Here is a 14,915-nt window from a genome sequence, read left to right as displayed (position 1 = left end):
TGGACGGGAAGCGGCGTTCCCATGACGGTGGAGAGCAGCCGTCGCCCGGGTTGAGACGACGCGTAATCTCGGGGGGTGACTTTCGCGCGCTACGTGGCCCTGGGCGACTCCTTCACCGAAGGCGTCGGCGACGACGATCCGAGCCTGCCGAACGGCGTGCGGGGGTGGGCCGACCGGTTCGCCGCGGCGCTCGATCGGGCTCAGGGCGGTGGCCTGTCCTACGCCAACCTCGCGATCCGCGGCCGCAAGCTCGGGCCGATCGCGGCCGAGCAGATCGATCCAGCGCTCGCGCTGCAGCCCGACCTCGTCACCATCTACGCGGGCGGCAACGACATCATGCGGCCGAAGGTCGACCTCGACCGGCTGCTCGCGGAGTACGACCGGATCATCGGGCGACTCGCGGCGTCGGGTGCCCACGTCGTGATGTTCACCCCCGCCGACCCGGGCGGCTCGCGCATCTATGCGCTCGTTCGCGACCGCTTCGTGCGCTACTGCGCCGCCGTGCGCGAGATCGCGGCCCGGCACGGGGCGACGGTCGTGGACTACTGGCACCTCACCGACTACCGGGACCCGCGGCTCTGGGACACCGACCGCATGCACATGTCGCCGGCGGGTCACCAGCGGATGGCGATCGCGGTGCTCGACGCCCTCGACGTGAAGCACGACCTGGAGCCGCTGGTGCTCGCGGACCCCACGCCGTTGAGCCTCGTCGAGCGTGTCAAGGCGCAGGTGCAGTGGGCGGTCGAGTACCTCGGACCCTGGATCAAGCGGCGCGTCACCGGCCGCTCCAGCGGCGACGGGCTCGACCCGCGCTACCGCGAGCTGACGCCGCTCAGCGGCTCAGCCGCGTAGCTCATTCTCCAGCGGGGTCCAGCGGCGGCCGCGGGCCTTGACGACGGTGCCGCCGAGGCGCTGCTCGAGCGCGGCCGCCTCGGCATCGATCGCGGCGGACGCCTCGGCGCCCACGTCGGTGAGCAGGCGGACCGCCACGGTGCCGTCGTCGCGGATCGCCCAGCCGCCCACGATCCGGCCGTCCTTCCAGACGGTCGGTCCGGCGTTGCCGGTGGTGTCGAAGACGTGCTCCGCGTGCGGGCCGAGGTACCAGTCGCGGTGCTTCCAGCCCATCGTCGTGGGGTCGAGCGCCGGCAGCAGCGCCACCCACGGGCCGGGGTCCGGAGTGGGATCGAGGTCCTCGGCCAGCGCGATGCCGGGCGCGCCGTCGAGGGTCACCTCGGCGATGTCGAGCGCCGCCAGCGCGGCCGTGGTGTGGCCCTTCGTCCAGCCGGTCCACCACTGCAGGTCCTCGGCCCGGGCCGGGCCGAAGCGGGCGAGCCAGCGTCGCGCGACGACGGCCCGTGCCTCGGCGGCATCGGGCAGCGGGCCGAGTGCCGGCAGCCACCGGTGCATCGCGGCCCAGCGGAACTGGGTGGACGCCCAGGTGCCCGAGGGGCGGGCGCGCACCACGTGACCCTCGGCCGACATCACCGTGAGCAGTCGGCTGGCGATCGACTGCGAGGTCGCGTACTTCGTGCCGGCGCCGACGTCGATGCGGGCGGCCAGCAGCGGGTCGGCCGCGGCGAGCTCGGCGCTGCTGAACTCCTCCAGCCGGTCGAACGCGGCCAGCGCCGCCGCGTGCGCGGACGCGAGCCACGCGTCGGGCTCGGCGATGCCGGAGTCGGCGATCATGCCGCGCAGCTTGCGGTACTCCGGACCGGCGACCGAGTGCTGGACCGAGGCGAGGTACGCCCCGCAGTCCTGCGTGGGAACGGCGAACACGGTGCGCCGCATCGCCAGCACCCGGACGAGCGACCGGTCGGCGTAGAGCGCGCGCTCGACCTCGGCGACGTCCGGGTGGGCGAGCCGGGCCAGGACCGAGAGCACCATCGAGGCCGGGTCGGTGCTGTGGAGGGCGGCGACCGAGGCCGCGACGTCCTCGGCACGGGTGACCGGTGCCGCGAGGGCGTGCCTGACGCCGAGTCGTCGGCGTCGCTCCGCCGCGTCGATCTGCATGCGGCGACGCTATCGGCCGGGACCGACGGGACGCGGGTGGCCCGGGGCGCTCAGCGCAGGGCGTCGCGAACGGGGATCAGCTTGGCGTCCGCCTCGGCCAGCTCGTCGGCGGGGGAGGAGTCGGCGACGATCCCGCAGCCGGCGAAGAGCCGGGCGCCGCGCCCGTCGGCACGCAGCTGCGCCGAGCGCAGGCCGATGCCCCACTCGCCGTCGCCCGAGGCACCGATCCAGCCCACGGGCCCGGCGTACCGGCCGCGGTCCAGTCGCTCGATCTCGGCGATGACGCGGACGGCGTCGGCGGTCGGCGTGCCACCCACGGCCGCCGAGGGGTGGAGGGAGGCCACGAGCGACAGCACGCCCGCGTCGTCGCGCAGCACGCCAGTGACGTCCGTGGCCAGGTGCATGACGTTGGGCAGGTGCAGCACGAAGGGCGCCTCCGGCACGTTCATGCCGGTGCAGTGCGGGGCCAGGGCATCGGCCACCGATCGCACGGCGTACTCGTGCTCCTCGAGGTCCTTGCTGGAGCGGGCGAGCGATGCGGCCAGGCCGAGGTCGCGCGCGTCGTCGCCGGTGCGCCGGATCGTCCCGGCGAGCACGCGCGACGTGACCAGGCCGCCCTGGAGGCGCACGAGCATCTCGGGCGTGGAGCCGAAGAAGCCGTCGACGTGGAAGGTCCAGCAGCTGGGGTACGTCGAGGCGAGCCGGCCGAGCGGCGAGCGCACGTCGAGGGGCTCGTCGAACTGGGCGTCGACGGAGCGGGCCAGGACCACCTTGTCGAGCTCGTCGGCCTGGATCCGTCGCACCGCCTTCTCGACGGTGGCCGACCACGCCTCGCGGCGGGCGGGGTCGTCGGCGAAGCGGACGCCGGCCGGGTCGCGCGGCGCCGAGCCGGAGAGCTCGGGCACGGGGCCCAGCGAGCGGCCGATGGTGGTGACCCAGCAGCGACCGTCGCGGCGGCCCACGACGACCTCGGGAACGGTGAGCAGCGAGCCGGGGCGGTCGGCGAACGTGAAGCTGCCGAAGGCCACGAGACCACTGCCGGGCAGCTCGACCTCGTCGCGGACGACGGAGGCGTCGACGACCTCGGCCCACCAGTCGTCGGCGGCGTCGAAGCGGTCGTCGCCGTCGGGCGCGAACGACGCCGCGCGGCCCCATCCGACGATGCCGTCGCCGCCGTGCACCCACGCCAGGGCGTCGGGGGAGGAGGGCAGGAGGGCGAGCAGCTCACCCGGGTCGGCGATCTCGCGGGACCGTGCGACGAGCGGTTCGGCCCGTCCGTCGGTCGCCAGCGTGCTCACCCGCTCCACCTTACTAGCGCAGCGGGAAGGCACGTGCTGGACCGGCGGAACGGGCCGGACGTGGGGGCCGTGAGGGCGAGCGTGAGAAGGTGGCGCCATGAGAGCAGGGCTGGACAAGGATCCCCGCGACGTCGCGCGCATGTTCGACACGGTCGCGGCTCGGTACGACCTCACGAACGACGTCCTCTCCTTGGGCCAGGACCGCCGCTGGCGCACCAAGGTGGTCGCCACCGTCGACCCGCAGCGCGGCGAGCGGATCCTCGATCTCGCGGCCGGCACCGGCACGTCCAGCGCGCCGTTCGCCGAGGCGGGCGCCCACGTCGTTCCGTGCGACTTCTCGATCGGCATGCTCGAGGTCGGCAAGCAGCAGTACCCGGGCCTGGACTTCACGGCGGGCGACGGGATGGCGCTGCCCTTCGCCGACGGCGTGTTCGACGCCGTCACGATCTCCTTCGGGCTGCGCAACATCCACGACCCGCTGCAGGGGCTGCGCGAGATGCTCCGCGTGACCCGTCCCGGCGGCCGGATCGTCGTGTGCGAGTTCTCCACGCCCACGTGGAAGCCGTTCGAGACGATCTACTCCAACTACCTCATGAGGGCGCTGCCGACGATCGCCCGCCGCGTCTCGTCGAACCCCGAGTCCTACGTCTACCTCGCCGAGTCGATCCGCTCCTGGCCCGACCAGCGGGGCCTCGCGATCCGCATGTCCGAGGCCGGCTGGGGCCCGGTCACGTGGGAGAACCTGTCCGGCGGGATCGTCGCCGTGCACCGCGCCGAGCGCCCCCTCTGAGACCCGCGCCACACTAAGTGTTACCTAACTCACACGCGTGGTCCTCGCGGTTACTAGAGTGATCCCAGTGAGCCTGTGAAGATCTTCACAAGGCTCGTCCGAGGGTGATCGTCCGAGGGTGATGGAGGTGCCGTGAACGAGTACATCCCGATCTTGGTGCTGGGCGGACTCGCGTTGGCATTCGCGCTGTTCAGCGTCGGCATCGCGCCGTTCACCGGACCTGCCCGGTACAACCGGGCCAAGATGGACCGCTACGAGTCCGGCATCGAGCCGAGCCCGCTGCCCGAGGGCGGCGGCAAGGTCTCCATCAAGTACTTCTTCACGGCGATGATGTTCATCGTCTTCGACATCGAGATCGTGTTCCTCTACCCGTTCGCCGTCGTCTTCGACGAGCTGAGCTGGTTCGCGTTCTTCGCCGTCATGCTCTTCCTGCTCAACATCACGATCGCGTACGTCTATGAATGGCGGCGCGGGGGAATGGACTGGACCTGATGGGCCTCGAGGAAAAACTCCCCAGTGGCGTCCTGCTCTCGACCGTCGAGGGCCTGGCCGGCTACTTCCGCAAGGCGTCCTTCTGGCCGGCCACGTTCGGCCTGGCCTGCTGCGCCATCGAGATGATGACGTTCGGCGCGCCGCGCTACGACTCAGGCCGGTTCGGCATGGAGGTCTTCCGGCCGTCGCCGCGACAGGCCGACCTGATGATCGTCGCCGGTCGCGTCAGCCAGAAGATGGCTCCCGTCCTGCGCCAGATCTACGACCAGATGCCCGGCCCCAAGTGGGTGCTCGCGATGGGCGTCTGCGCCAGCTCGGGCGGCATGTTCAACAACTACGCGATCGTCCAGGGCGTCGACCACGTCGTCCCGGTCGACATGTACCTGCCGGGCTGCCCGCCGCGCCCGGAGATGCTGATCGACGCGATCTTCAAGCTGCGTGACTCGATCCAGCACACGCAGCTGGGCGCCGACCGCACCGCCGAGATCCGCGAGCAGGAGGCCGCCGCCCTGGCCGCCCTGCCCACCTCCGCACAGTCTGGGTTGCTTCGATGAGCGACGAGACGCAGGACGCGTCGCACGAGACGCGCGCGGAGCTGAAGAAGAGCGACGCCACCGAGCTCGAGGTCATCGAGGTCCGCGAGGGCGCCTTCGGCGTCCACGGCACCGGCGACACGAGCGGCTTCGGCGGCCTGCGCCGCCCCGTGGTCATGCCCGGCGCGTCCCTGCCGCCCTACGGCGGCTGGTTCGACGAGGTCGCCGAGCGGCTCGCCGGGGGCGAGGGCCTGGCCGACGCGATCGAGCAGGTCGTCGTCGACCGCGGTGAGATCACCTTCTTCATCCGCCGCGAGAAGCTGCTGCAGGCGGCCCAGCACCTGCGCGACGACGCGGGCCTGCGCTTCGAGCTCTTCAGCGGCGTCAGCGGCGTGCACTACCCGAACGAGACGGGTCGTGAGCTGCACGCGGTCTACCACCTGCTCTCGATGACCCACAATCGCCGGATCCGGCTCGAGGTCGTGTGCCCCGACGAGGACCCGCACGTGCCGAGCGTCGTGGGCGTCTACCCCACGGCCGACTGGCACGAGCGCGAGGTGTGGGACATGTTCGGGCTCCAGTTCGACGGGCACCCGCACCTGACCCGCATCCTCATGCCCGACGACTGGCCGGGCCACCCCCAGCGCAAGGACTACCCGCTGGGCGGCATCGACGTGGAGTTCAAGGGCGGCTTCATCCCGGCGCCTGACAGCCGAAGGAGCTACTCATGAGAGCCGCCCAGCGGGTAGCCCCGGGACGCTCCATGAATGCGCTCGCTCCGCTCGCGGTGCTCGGCGGCATCGACGTGGAGTTCAAGGGCGGCTTCGTCCCCTCCCCGGACAACCGAAGGAGCAACTCCTGATGGTCACCACCGACCCGTACGCGGGCACCTCGGAGTCCACCTCCGGCCAGGTCTTCAACGTCACCGGCGGTGACTGGGACACGATCGAGGCCGACGCGCTCGAGGGCGACCGCCTCGTCATCAACATGGGTCCGCAGCACCCGTCCACGCACGGCGTGCTGCGCCTCATCCTCGAGATCGACGGCGAGCAGGTGCACGACGCCCGCGCCGGCATCGGCTACCTGCACACCGGCATCGAGAAGAACATGGAGTTCCGCACCTGGACCCAGGGCGTGACCTTCTGCACCCGCATGGACTACGTCGCGCCGTTCTCCACCGAGGCCGCGTACGTCGGCGCCGTCGAGCGCCTGCTCGGCGTGGAGGACCAGATCACCGAGCGCGCCCAGGTCATCCGCGTGATGCTGCTCGAGCTGAATCGCATCTCCAGCCACCTCGTGGCGATCGCCACCGGTGGCATGGAGATCGGCGCGCTGACCGTGATGACGTGCGGCTTCCGCGACCGCGAGGAGATCCTCAAGGCGTTCGAGCTCATCACGGGCCTGCGCATGAACCACGCGTACTTCCGTCCAGGCGGCGTGGCCCAGGACCTTCCGGACGGCACCACCGGCGAGCTGCGCGACCTCGTCGCCCTGCTCAAGAAGCGCCTCCCCGAGTACGCGGCGCTCTGCAACGCCAACCCGATCTTCAAGGGCCGGCTCAAGAACGTGGGCCACCTCGACCTCGCCGGCGTGCTGGCCCTCGGCATCACGGGCCCGATCCTGCGCTCCACGGGCCTGGACTGGGACCTGCGTCGCACCCAGCCGTACTGGGGCTACGACTCCTACGAGTTCGACGTGATCACCCGCGACGAGCCCGACGCCTACGGCCGCTTCATGATCCGCCAGCTGGAGATGTGGGAGTCGCTGCGCATCGTCGAGCAGTGCATCGAGCGCCTCGACGCCACCGAGGGCCAGCCCGTCATGATCGCCGACCGCAAGATCGCCTGGCCCGCCCAGCTCTCGGTGGGGGCGGACGGCCAGGGCAACTCGCCCGAGCACATCCGCCACATCATGGGCGAGTCGATGGAGGCGCTGATCCACCACTTCAAGCTCGTCACCGAGGGCTTCCGGGTGCCGGCCGGGCAGGTCTACTTCCCGATCGAGTCGCCGAAGGGCGAGATCGCGTGCCACGCGGTCTCCGACGGTGGCACCCGCCCGTTCCGCGTCCACTTCCGCGAGCCGTCGTTCGTGAACCTGCAGGGCGTCTCCGCGATGAGCGAGGGCGGCATGCTCTCCGACGTCATCGTCGCGGTGGCATCCATCGACCCCGTCATGGGAGGCGTTGATCGATGACCGAGCAGATCTCTGAAGGGCTGTCGGAGACCACGCTCTCCGAGTTGCGCGAGCTCGCCGCCCGGTACCCGCAGGCGCGCAGCGCGCTGCTGCCGATGCTGCACATCGTGCAGTCGGCGCAGGGCCGCGTGACCGCCGAGGGCATCGAGGTGTGCGGGCGGATCCTGGGCCTCACCGAGGCCGAGGTGAGCGCCGTCGCCACCTTTTACACGATGTACAAGCGCCGCCCGATGGGCACGCACCACGTCGGCGTCTGCACCAACACGCTGTGCGCCGTGATGGGCGGCGACGAGATCTTCGAGCGCCTGTGCGGCCACCTCGACGTCGGCAACGACGAGACCACCGAGGACGGCCGGATCACGCTCGAGCGCGTCGAGTGCAACGCGGCCTGCGACTTCGCCCCGGTGATGATGGTCAACTGGGAGTTCTTCGACAACCAGACCCCCGAGTCCGCCATGGATGTGGTCGACAAGCTCCGCTCCGGCGAGACCGTCCAGTCCCCCCGCGGCGCCACGATCACCTCGTGGCGCGAGGCGGAGCGGGTCATCGGCGGCTTCGAGGACGGCCTGGTCGACGAGGGACCCGCCGCCGGACCCGCGTCGCTCGTGGGCCTGGAGATCGCCGACCAGCGTGGCTGGGCCGCCCCGCCGCTGGACGCGTCGGGCACCGAGGCCGCCCCGGAGTCGACCACCGAGGCGGTCGCCGAGGCCGACACGAGCCGCGCCGAGTCCGAGACCGTGGCCGAGCAGACCGACACCGACGTCGAGGGCGGCGCCGACCTGCAGGAGAGCGAGGGCACCGATGACTGACACGCTGACCCCGGTCCTGACCGCCAACTGGGCCGACGACCGCGCCTGGACGCTCGACGCCTACACGGCGCGCGGCGGCTACCGCGGCCTGGAGAAGTCCCTCACGATGGACCCCGACGCCATCATCGAGGAGGTCAAGGACGCTGGCCTGCGCGGTCGCGGCGGCGCCGGCTTCCCCACCGGCATGAAGTGGGGCTTCATCCCGCAGGACAACCCCAACCCGAAGTACCTCGTGGTCAACGCCGACGAGTCCGAGCCGGGCACCTGCAAGGACATCCCGCTCATGATGGCCAACCCCCACGTGCTGATCGAGGGCGTCATCATCGCGTCGCGCGCGATCCGCGCCCACACGGCGTTCATCTACGTCCGCGGCGAGGTACTGCACGTGATTCGCCGCCTGCGCGCCGCCGTACGCGAGGCGTACGACGCCGGCCACCTGGGCCGCGACATCCACGGCAGCGGCTACGACCTCGACCTGATCGTGCACGCCGGCGCCGGTGCCTACATCTGCGGTGAGGAGACGGCGCTGCTCGACTCGCTCGAGGGCCGTCGCGGCCAGCCCCGCCTGCGCCCGCCGTTCCCCGCCGTCGCCGGCCTCTACGCGTCGCCCACGGTGGTCAACAACGTCGAGTCGGTCGCCTCGGTGCCCGGCATCATCGCCGGTGGCGCCGACTGGTTCGCCTCGATGGGCACCGAGAAGTCGAAGGGTCACGGCATCTTCAGCCTCTCGGGCCATGTCGCGAAGCCGGGGCAGTACGAGGCCCCGCTGGGCATCACGCTGCGCGAGCTGCTCGATCTCGGCGGCGGCATGCGTCCGGGCTCGGAGCTGAAGTTCTGGACCCCCGGCGGCTCGTCCACCCCGCTGCTCACGGCCGAGCACCTCGACGTCCCGCTGGACTTCGAGGGCGTCGGCGCCGCGGGCTCGATGCTGGGCACCCGCGCCCTGCAGATCTTCGACCAGACCACCTCGGTGGTGCGGTGCGTGCTCCGCTGGACCGAGTTCTACAAGCACGAGTCCTGCGGCAAGTGCACCCCCTGCCGCGAGGGCACGTGGTGGCTCGTCCAGACCCTGCGCCGCATCGACGAAGGCCAGGGCCAACCGGGCGACATCGAGCTGCTGCTCGACCTGTGCGACAACATCCTCGGCCGCGCGTTCTGCGCCCTGGGCGACGGCGCCACGAGCCCGATCACCTCGGCGATCCAGTACTTCCGCGAGGAGTTCGAGGCCGGCATGACCACGCCGAGCCGCGACCTCTTCCCGCCCGCCGCCTCGACCCTGTTCGCGAAGGAGGCCGTCCGGTGAGCCATCGTCTCCGTGATCTCGATACGCCGTTCGCTGCGCTCACGAGCTACTCGATCACCGGTGGTCGAGTAGCTCCGCGAGGAACGAGCGGGCATATCGAGACCACCAACGTCCCCGTCGGAGGTGTCCACCGATGACCGTCACCGAGCCGAACCCCACCGACACGACGCCCGTCGACCTGGTCACGCTGTCGATCGACGACGTCGACGTCACGGTCCCCAAGGGCACGCTCGTGATCCGTGCCGCCGAGCTGATCGGCACCGAGATCCCGCGCTTCTGCGACCACCCGCTGCTCGCCCCCGCGGGCGCCTGCCGCCAGTGCCTCGTCGAGATCCCCGACGCCGGCAACGGCCGCCCGATGCCGAAGCCCCAGGCCTCGTGCACCCTCGAGGTGGCCCCCGGCATGGTCGTGCGCACGCAGGTCACGTCGCCGGTGGCCGAGAAGGCCCAGGAGGGCATCCTCGAGTTCCTGCTCGCGAACCACCCCCTCGACTGCCCCGTCTGCGACAAGGGCGGCGAGTGCCCGCTGCAGAACCAGGCGCTGTCGCACGGTGCCTCCGAGTCGCGCTTCATCGAGACCAAGCGCCTGTTCCCCAAGCCGCTCCCGCTCTCGAGCAACGTCCTGCTCGACCGCGAGCGCTGTGTCCTGTGCCAGCGCTGCACGCGCTTCCAGTCCGAGATCGCCGGCGACCCGTTCATCGCGCTGCTCGAGCGCGGCGCCCACCAGCAGATCGGCATCGCCGACGACGTCCCGTTCGGCTCGTACTTCAGTGGCAACACGATCCAGATCTGCCCCGTGGGCGCGCTCACCAGCGCCGACTACCGCTTCCGCTCACGCCCGTTCGACCTCATCAGCGTTCCCTCGGTCTCCGAGCACGACGCCTGCGGCGCGGCGATCCGCGTCGACCACCGTCGGGGCAAGGTCATGCGCCGGCTCGCCGGCGACGATCCCGAGGTCAACGAGGAGTGGATCACCGACAAGGACCGCTTCGCGTTCACCTGGTCGCGCCAGGCCGACCGCCTGACGACACCGCTCGTGCGCAACCCGCAGACCGGTGAGCTCGAGCCCACCTCGTGGCCTGGCGCGCTCGCCGTCGCGGCGCGAGGGCTGGCCGCCGCGGCCGGCAAGGCCGTGCTGACCGGCGGGCGCCTCACGGTCGAGGACGCCTACGCCTACGCCAAGTTCGCCCGCGTCGCCCTCGGCACCAACAACATCGACTTCCGCACCCGCGCCACGGCCAAGGAGGAGACCGAGTTCCTCTCGGCCAAGGTCGCCGGCACGCCGGTCGGCGTCCGCTTCGCCGACCTCGAGCGCGCCTCCACGGTGGTGCTCGTGGGCCTCGAGCCCGAGGACGAGGCCGGCACCCTGTTCCTGCGCCTGCGCAAGGCCAGCCGCAACGGCGTGAACGTCGTCGCGCTGGGCACGCACGCCACGCGCGGCCTGACGAAGATGAACGGCACCCTCGTGCCGACGGTGCCCGGGAGCGAGCCCGAGGCACTGGCCGCCCTCGAGCTGCCCGCCGGCAGCGTGATCCTGGCCGGCGAGCGCCTCGCCTCGGTGCCCGGCGGCCTGTCCGCCGTGGCGGCCAAGGCCGACGAGACCGGCGCCCGCTGGGCGTGGGTCCCGCGCCGTGCCGGCGACCGCAGCGCCCTCGACGCGGGCTGCCTGCCCACCCTCCTGCCCGGTGGCCGCCCCGTCGCGTCCGCCGAGGCACGCGCCGACGTGGCCGCGGACTGGGGCGTCGCGAGCCTTCCCGACGCGGCCGGCCTCGACACCGACGCGATCATCGCGGCGGCAGCCGCGGGTGAGCTGGGAGCCCTCGTGGTCGGCGGTGTCGACCTCGACGACCTGGCCGATCCCGCGGCCGCCCGCGAGGCGCTGCGTTCCGTGGGCTTCCTGGTGAGCCTCGAGGTCCGCGAGTCCGCTGTGACGGAGCTGGCCGACGTGATCCTGCCCGTCGCGCCCCCGGTGGAGAAGGCGGGCACGTTCGTGAACTGGGAGGGTCGTCCGCGGCCCTTCGCCAAGGTCCTGATCGACGCGCCCGCCCTGCCCGACGTCCGCGTGCTGGCGGGCATCGCCGAGGAGCTCGGCCGTCCGATCGGCATCCGCACCACCGACGAGGCCGCCGCCGAATGGCGCGAGCTCGGCCCGTGGGACGGCAAGCGCGCCGCGTTCCGCCCGCGCAAGCAGGCCGCGCCGCGGTCGGCCGCGAAGAAGGTCGTCCTCGACACCTGGAAGCTGCTCGTCGACGACGGCCGCCTCCAGGACGGCGCCGACTTCTACCGCCAGACCGCGCGGCAGCCGGTCCTGCGCGCCAGCGAGGCCACGCTGCTCGCCGCGGGCGCTCAGCCCGGTGGCCCGGCCACGCTCACGGGACCCACCGGATCGGCCACTTTCGTCGCCGAGGCGGCCTTCATGCCCGACGGGGTCGTGTGGGCGCCCACCAACTCCGGCGTCCACCTCGGCGCCGCCACCGGAGCCGCCCACGGCGCCCGGGTCGCGCTGTCGGGAGGTGCGGCATGATGGAGCTCTTCGGCAACGATCCCTGGTGGGTCGTCGCGCTCAAGGCGCTGCTGATCTTCGTCTTCCTCGTCGTCTACACGCTCTTCAACATCTGGTTCGAGCGTCGCGTCGTGGCGCGGATGCAGCACCGCATCGGCCCCAACGTCAACGGCCCCTTCGGCCTGCTGCAGAGCCTCGCCGACGGCGTGAAGCTGGGCCTGAAGGAGGAGATCTTCCCGAAGGCCGCCGACAAGGTCGTCTACTACGTCGCGCCGATCATCGCGGTGGTCCCGTCGTTCCTGGCCTGGGCGGTCATCCCGTTCGGCCCGGTGGTCAACTTCTTCGGCCACGAGACGCCCCTGCAGCTGACCGACCTGCCCGTCGCGGTGCTCTACATCCTCGCGGTCACCTCGGTCGGCGTGTACGGCATCGTGCTGGCCGGCTGGTCCTCCGGCTCGATCTACGCCCTGCTGGGCGGCCTGCGCTCCAGCGCCCAGGTGATCAGCTACGAGGTCGCGATGGGCCTGGCCCTGGTCACGGTCTTCATCTACGCCGGCTCGATGTCGACGTCGGAGATCGTCGCGGCGCAGGAGGACGTCTGGTTCTTCATCCCGCTGCTGCCGTCGTTCATCATCTACGTCATCGCGATGGTCGGCGAGACCAACCGCGCTCCGTTCGACCTCCCCGAGGCCGAGGGCGAGCTCGTCGGCGGCTTCCACACCGAGTACTCGTCGTTCAAGTTCGCGATGTTCTTCCTGGCCGAGTACATCAACATGGTCACCGTCGCGGCGTTGGCGACCACGATGTTCCTCGGCGGCTGGCGCGCCCCCTTCGGCATCGCCCAGATCTGGGAGGGCGCCAACGAGGGCTACTGGCCCGTGCTGTGGTTCTTCCTCAAGACGCTCGCCTTCATCTTCATGTACATCTGGCTGCGCGGCACGCTGCCCCGCATGCGCTACGACCAGTTCATGCACTTCGGCTGGAAGTGGCTCATCCCGATCGCGCTCGGCTGGATCGTCGCCCTGGCGTTCATCCGCAAGCTGCAGGTCGAGGACATGCTCGACCAGAACGCGATGCTCGTGGCCGCCGGTGTCGCCGGCGTGCTGCTGCTCGTCACCTTCTTCCTGCCCACGCGGGACGAGGAGGACGAGGAGCTCGAGCCGGAGCCGCAGGAGTTCGACGCCTTCGCCGGCGGCTACCCGGTGCCGCCGCTGCCCTCGCAGCGCGACGCCATGGCCGCCGCACCGACCACCACGCAGCCCACTGATGGGGGAGAAGCGCGATGAGCACACTCAAGGAGACCCTCTGGGACCCGATCGCCGGCTTCGGCGTGACGTTCCGGACGATGTTCAAGAAGCCGGTCACCGAGAAGTACCCGTTCGAGAAGGTGCCCACGGCGCCGCGCTTCCACGGCCGGCACCAGCTGAACCGCTGGCCCGACGGCTTGGAGAAGTGCGTCGGCTGCGAGCTGTGCGCGTGGGCCTGCCCCGCCGACGCGATCTACGTCGAGGGCGCCAGCAACACCGAGGACGAGCGGTTCAGCCCCGGTGAGCGGTACGGCCGGGTCTACCAGATCAACTACCTGCGCTGCATCCTGTGCGGCCTGTGCATCGAGGCGTGCCCCACCCGCGCGCTCACGATGACCAACGAGTACGAGCTGGCCGACGACAACCGCGCCGACCTGATCTACGAGAAGTCCGACCTGCTGGCGCCGCTGCTGCCGGGCATGGTCGAGCCGCCGCACGAGATGCTGATCAGCGACGACCACACGGACTACTACCGCGGCAAGTCGCTGCCGATCGTCGAGACCACGAGCGGGCCGGAGGCCACGGCGTGACCGCGTTCTGGATCCTCGCCCCGGTGATGGTGCTGGCGGCGATGGGTCTCATCTTCGCCCGCAAGGCCGTGCACGCGGCCCTGTGCCTGGCGGTCGTGATGATCTGCCTGGCGATGCTCTACGCGGCGCAGGGCGCCCCGTTCCTGTTCGCGGTGCAGATCATCGTCTACACCGGCGCGATCATGATGCTGTTCCTCTTCGTGCTGATGCTCGTGGGCGTCGAGACGTCCGACTCGGTCGTGGAGACGATCAAGGGCCACCGCGCCGCCGCGGCGATCGTGGGCATCCTGTTCGCGCTCCTGCTGACCACCGCGATCGCCCAGTCGGTGTCCTCCGCGGTCGTGGGCCTCGGCGAGGCCAACGCGAACGGCAACGTCCACGGCCTGGCCTCGCTGCTGTTCACCAAGTACGTGCTGGCGTTCGAGTTCACCGCCGCGCTGATGATCGTCGCGGTGCTCGGCGCCATGGTGCTGGCCCACCGCGAGCGCCTCGTCGACCCGCCCACCCAGGCCGAGCTGCAGGCGCGCCGCATGCGCGACTACGCCGAGACCGGCAAGCACCCGGGCAACGCGCCGACGCCCGGCGTCTTCGCCCGGCACAACGCCGTCGACACGCCCGCCCTGCTGCCCGACGGCACCCCGCTGCCCGAGTCGGTGCCCGGCACGCTCGTGTCCCGCCACCAGTTCGAGGTGCACGACGCCGAGGACGTCACCCGCGTGGTGGGCGAGATCTCGGCCAGCGACATCGATCCCGACGAGCGGCCGCTCACCACCGAGCGCCCCGACGTCGCCGACTCCGCTGCCGATGAGGCCTCCGACGGGGCCACCGACGAGGAGGACCGCGCATGACCGAGTACATCACCCTGTCGATGCTGCTGTTCTCGATCGGCGCGGTCGGCGTCCTGGTGCGCCGCAACGCGATCGTCGTCTTCATGTGCGTCGAGCTCATGCTGAACGCCACGAACCTCGCGTTCGTCTCGTTCGCGCGCCAGCACGGCAACCTCGACGGCCAGGTCGCGGCGTTCTTCGTCATGGTCGTCGCCGCCGCCGAGGTCACCATCGGCCTGGCCATCATCGTGTCCATCTACCGCACGCGTCGGACGACTTCGGTCGACGAGGCGAACCTGCTGAAGGCCTGAGGGAGACGT

At 71.1% G+C, this 14,915-nt stretch carries 16 protein-coding genes; 14 read left to right on the top strand and 2 right to left on the bottom strand.

Annotated elements, in window-relative coordinates; genetic code table 11:
- The first annotated feature begins 75 nt into the window (after positions 1 to 75).
- The gene (locus tag B5D60_RS05270) at positions 76 to 852 is read left to right on the top strand and encodes an SGNH/GDSL hydrolase family protein (RefSeq protein WP_078699178.1); all 777 of its coding nucleotides are present in this window, start codon (positions 76 to 78) and stop codon (positions 850 to 852) included.
- Here the strand turns inward: B5D60_RS05270 and B5D60_RS05265 are convergent.
- Entirely contained in the window at positions 841 to 2,010 is a 1,170-nt protein-coding gene (locus tag B5D60_RS05265) for a winged helix DNA-binding domain-containing protein (protein ID WP_078699177.1), read from the bottom strand. The two genes, B5D60_RS05270 and B5D60_RS05265, sit on opposite strands and share 12 nt — an antisense overlap.
- Positions 2,011 to 2,060: 50 nt before the next feature.
- Positions 2,061 to 3,308, bottom strand: a complete 1,248-nt coding sequence (locus B5D60_RS05260; protein WP_231948977.1) for an isochorismate synthase — start codon at positions 3,306 to 3,308, stop codon at positions 2,061 to 2,063.
- 97 nt (positions 3,309 to 3,405) lie between these two features.
- Here B5D60_RS05260 and B5D60_RS05255 point away from each other — a divergent pair, with 97 nt between their 5' ends.
- From B5D60_RS05255 to nuoK, 13 genes are all read left to right on the top strand, one after another.
- On the top strand, positions 3,406 to 4,098 hold the full coding sequence (locus B5D60_RS05255) for a demethylmenaquinone methyltransferase (protein ID WP_078699175.1): 693 nt from the start codon (positions 3,406 to 3,408) through the stop codon (positions 4,096 to 4,098).
- A 132-nt stretch (positions 4,099 to 4,230) separates the two neighbouring features.
- Positions 4,231 to 4,590: an NADH-quinone oxidoreductase subunit A gene (locus tag B5D60_RS05250; RefSeq protein WP_078699174.1), complete on the top strand. Its 360-nt coding sequence runs from the start codon at positions 4,231 to 4,233 to the stop codon at positions 4,588 to 4,590.
- A complete protein-coding gene (locus B5D60_RS05245; protein WP_078699173.1) occupies positions 4,590 to 5,144 on the top strand; it encodes a NuoB/complex I 20 kDa subunit family protein in 555 nt (184 codons plus the stop codon). The genes B5D60_RS05250 and B5D60_RS05245 overlap by 1 nt, the downstream gene beginning before the upstream one ends.
- Positions 5,141 to 5,854 (top strand): NADH-quinone oxidoreductase subunit C, encoded by a 714-nt coding sequence (locus B5D60_RS05240; protein ID WP_078699172.1) that lies wholly within the window; start codon positions 5,141 to 5,143, stop codon positions 5,852 to 5,854. The genes B5D60_RS05245 and B5D60_RS05240 overlap by 4 nt, the downstream gene beginning before the upstream one ends.
- Entirely contained in the window at positions 5,851 to 5,985 is a 135-nt protein-coding gene (locus B5D60_RS17285; protein ID WP_269456872.1) for a hypothetical protein, read from the top strand. The genes B5D60_RS05240 and B5D60_RS17285 overlap by 4 nt, the downstream gene beginning before the upstream one ends.
- Entirely contained in the window at positions 5,985 to 7,316 is a 1,332-nt protein-coding gene (locus tag B5D60_RS05235) for an NADH-quinone oxidoreductase subunit D (RefSeq protein ID WP_078699171.1), read from the top strand. The genes B5D60_RS17285 and B5D60_RS05235 overlap by 1 nt, the downstream gene beginning before the upstream one ends.
- The gene (nuoE, locus tag B5D60_RS05230; protein ID WP_078699170.1) at positions 7,313 to 8,125 is read left to right on the top strand and encodes an NADH-quinone oxidoreductase subunit NuoE; all 813 of its coding nucleotides are present in this window, start codon (positions 7,313 to 7,315) and stop codon (positions 8,123 to 8,125) included. Before B5D60_RS05235 ends, nuoE begins: the two co-directional genes overlap by 4 nt.
- Positions 8,118 to 9,428, top strand: coding sequence for an NADH-quinone oxidoreductase subunit NuoF (gene nuoF / locus B5D60_RS05225; RefSeq protein WP_078699169.1), 1,311 nt, complete (start codon positions 8,118 to 8,120; stop codon positions 9,426 to 9,428). Before nuoE ends, nuoF begins: the two co-directional genes overlap by 8 nt.
- Positions 9,429 to 9,561: 133 nt before the next feature.
- Positions 9,562 to 11,952 carry an NADH-quinone oxidoreductase subunit G gene (locus B5D60_RS05220; RefSeq protein WP_078699168.1) on the top strand — a complete coding sequence of 797 codons (2,391 nt, stop codon included), beginning with the start codon at positions 9,562 to 9,564 and terminating at the stop codon, positions 11,950 to 11,952.
- Positions 11,949 to 13,217 (top strand): NADH-quinone oxidoreductase subunit NuoH, encoded by a 1,269-nt coding sequence (gene nuoH, locus B5D60_RS05215; RefSeq protein ID WP_078699167.1) that lies wholly within the window; start codon positions 11,949 to 11,951, stop codon positions 13,215 to 13,217. The genes B5D60_RS05220 and nuoH overlap by 4 nt, the downstream gene beginning before the upstream one ends.
- The gene (nuoI, locus tag B5D60_RS05210; protein ID WP_078699166.1) at positions 13,214 to 13,768 is read left to right on the top strand and encodes an NADH-quinone oxidoreductase subunit NuoI; all 555 of its coding nucleotides are present in this window, start codon (positions 13,214 to 13,216) and stop codon (positions 13,766 to 13,768) included. Before nuoH ends, nuoI begins: the two co-directional genes overlap by 4 nt.
- A complete protein-coding gene (locus B5D60_RS05205; RefSeq protein WP_078699165.1) occupies positions 13,765 to 14,616 on the top strand; it encodes an NADH-quinone oxidoreductase subunit J in 852 nt (283 codons plus the stop codon). The genes nuoI and B5D60_RS05205 overlap by 4 nt, the downstream gene beginning before the upstream one ends.
- Positions 14,613 to 14,906, top strand: coding sequence for an NADH-quinone oxidoreductase subunit NuoK (gene nuoK / locus B5D60_RS05200; protein ID WP_078699164.1), 294 nt, complete (start codon positions 14,613 to 14,615; stop codon positions 14,904 to 14,906). The genes B5D60_RS05205 and nuoK overlap by 4 nt, the downstream gene beginning before the upstream one ends.
- Positions 14,907 to 14,915 lie beyond the last annotated feature (9 nt).

The sequence above is a fragment of the Aeromicrobium choanae genome, from assembly GCF_900167475.1.
GTDB lineage: Bacteria > Actinomycetota > Actinomycetes > Propionibacteriales > Nocardioidaceae > Aeromicrobium > Aeromicrobium choanae.
This window is presented reverse-complemented; position numbering and strand designations above follow the sequence as displayed.

Bases quoted from the DNA above. Each gene is read 5' to 3' on its own strand.
- B5D60_RS17285 (WP_269456872.1), top strand. From the start codon at position 5,851: ATGAGAGCCGCCCAGCGGGTAGCCCCGGGACGCTCCATGAATGCGCTC.
- B5D60_RS05265 (WP_078699177.1), bottom strand. From the start codon at position 2,010: ATGCAGATCGACGCGGCGGAGCGACGCCGACGACTCGGCGTCAGGCAC.
- B5D60_RS05220 (WP_078699168.1), top strand. From the start codon at position 9,562: ATGACCGTCACCGAGCCGAACCCCACCGACACGACGCCCGTCGACCTG.
- nuoI (WP_078699166.1), top strand. From the start codon at position 13,214: ATGAGCACACTCAAGGAGACCCTCTGGGACCCGATCGCCGGCTTCGGC.
- B5D60_RS05245 (WP_078699173.1), top strand. From the start codon at position 4,590: ATGGGCCTCGAGGAAAAACTCCCCAGTGGCGTCCTGCTCTCGACCGTC.
- B5D60_RS05235 (WP_078699171.1), top strand. From the start codon at position 5,985: ATGGTCACCACCGACCCGTACGCGGGCACCTCGGAGTCCACCTCCGGC.
- nuoK (WP_078699164.1), top strand. From the start codon at position 14,613: ATGACCGAGTACATCACCCTGTCGATGCTGCTGTTCTCGATCGGCGCG.
- nuoF (WP_078699169.1), top strand. From the start codon at position 8,118: ATGACTGACACGCTGACCCCGGTCCTGACCGCCAACTGGGCCGACGAC.
- nuoH (WP_078699167.1), top strand. From the start codon at position 11,949: ATGATGGAGCTCTTCGGCAACGATCCCTGGTGGGTCGTCGCGCTCAAG.
- nuoE (WP_078699170.1), top strand. From the start codon at position 7,313: ATGACCGAGCAGATCTCTGAAGGGCTGTCGGAGACCACGCTCTCCGAG.
- B5D60_RS05255 (WP_078699175.1), top strand. From the start codon at position 3,406: ATGAGAGCAGGGCTGGACAAGGATCCCCGCGACGTCGCGCGCATGTTC.
- B5D60_RS05240 (WP_078699172.1), top strand. From the start codon at position 5,141: ATGAGCGACGAGACGCAGGACGCGTCGCACGAGACGCGCGCGGAGCTG.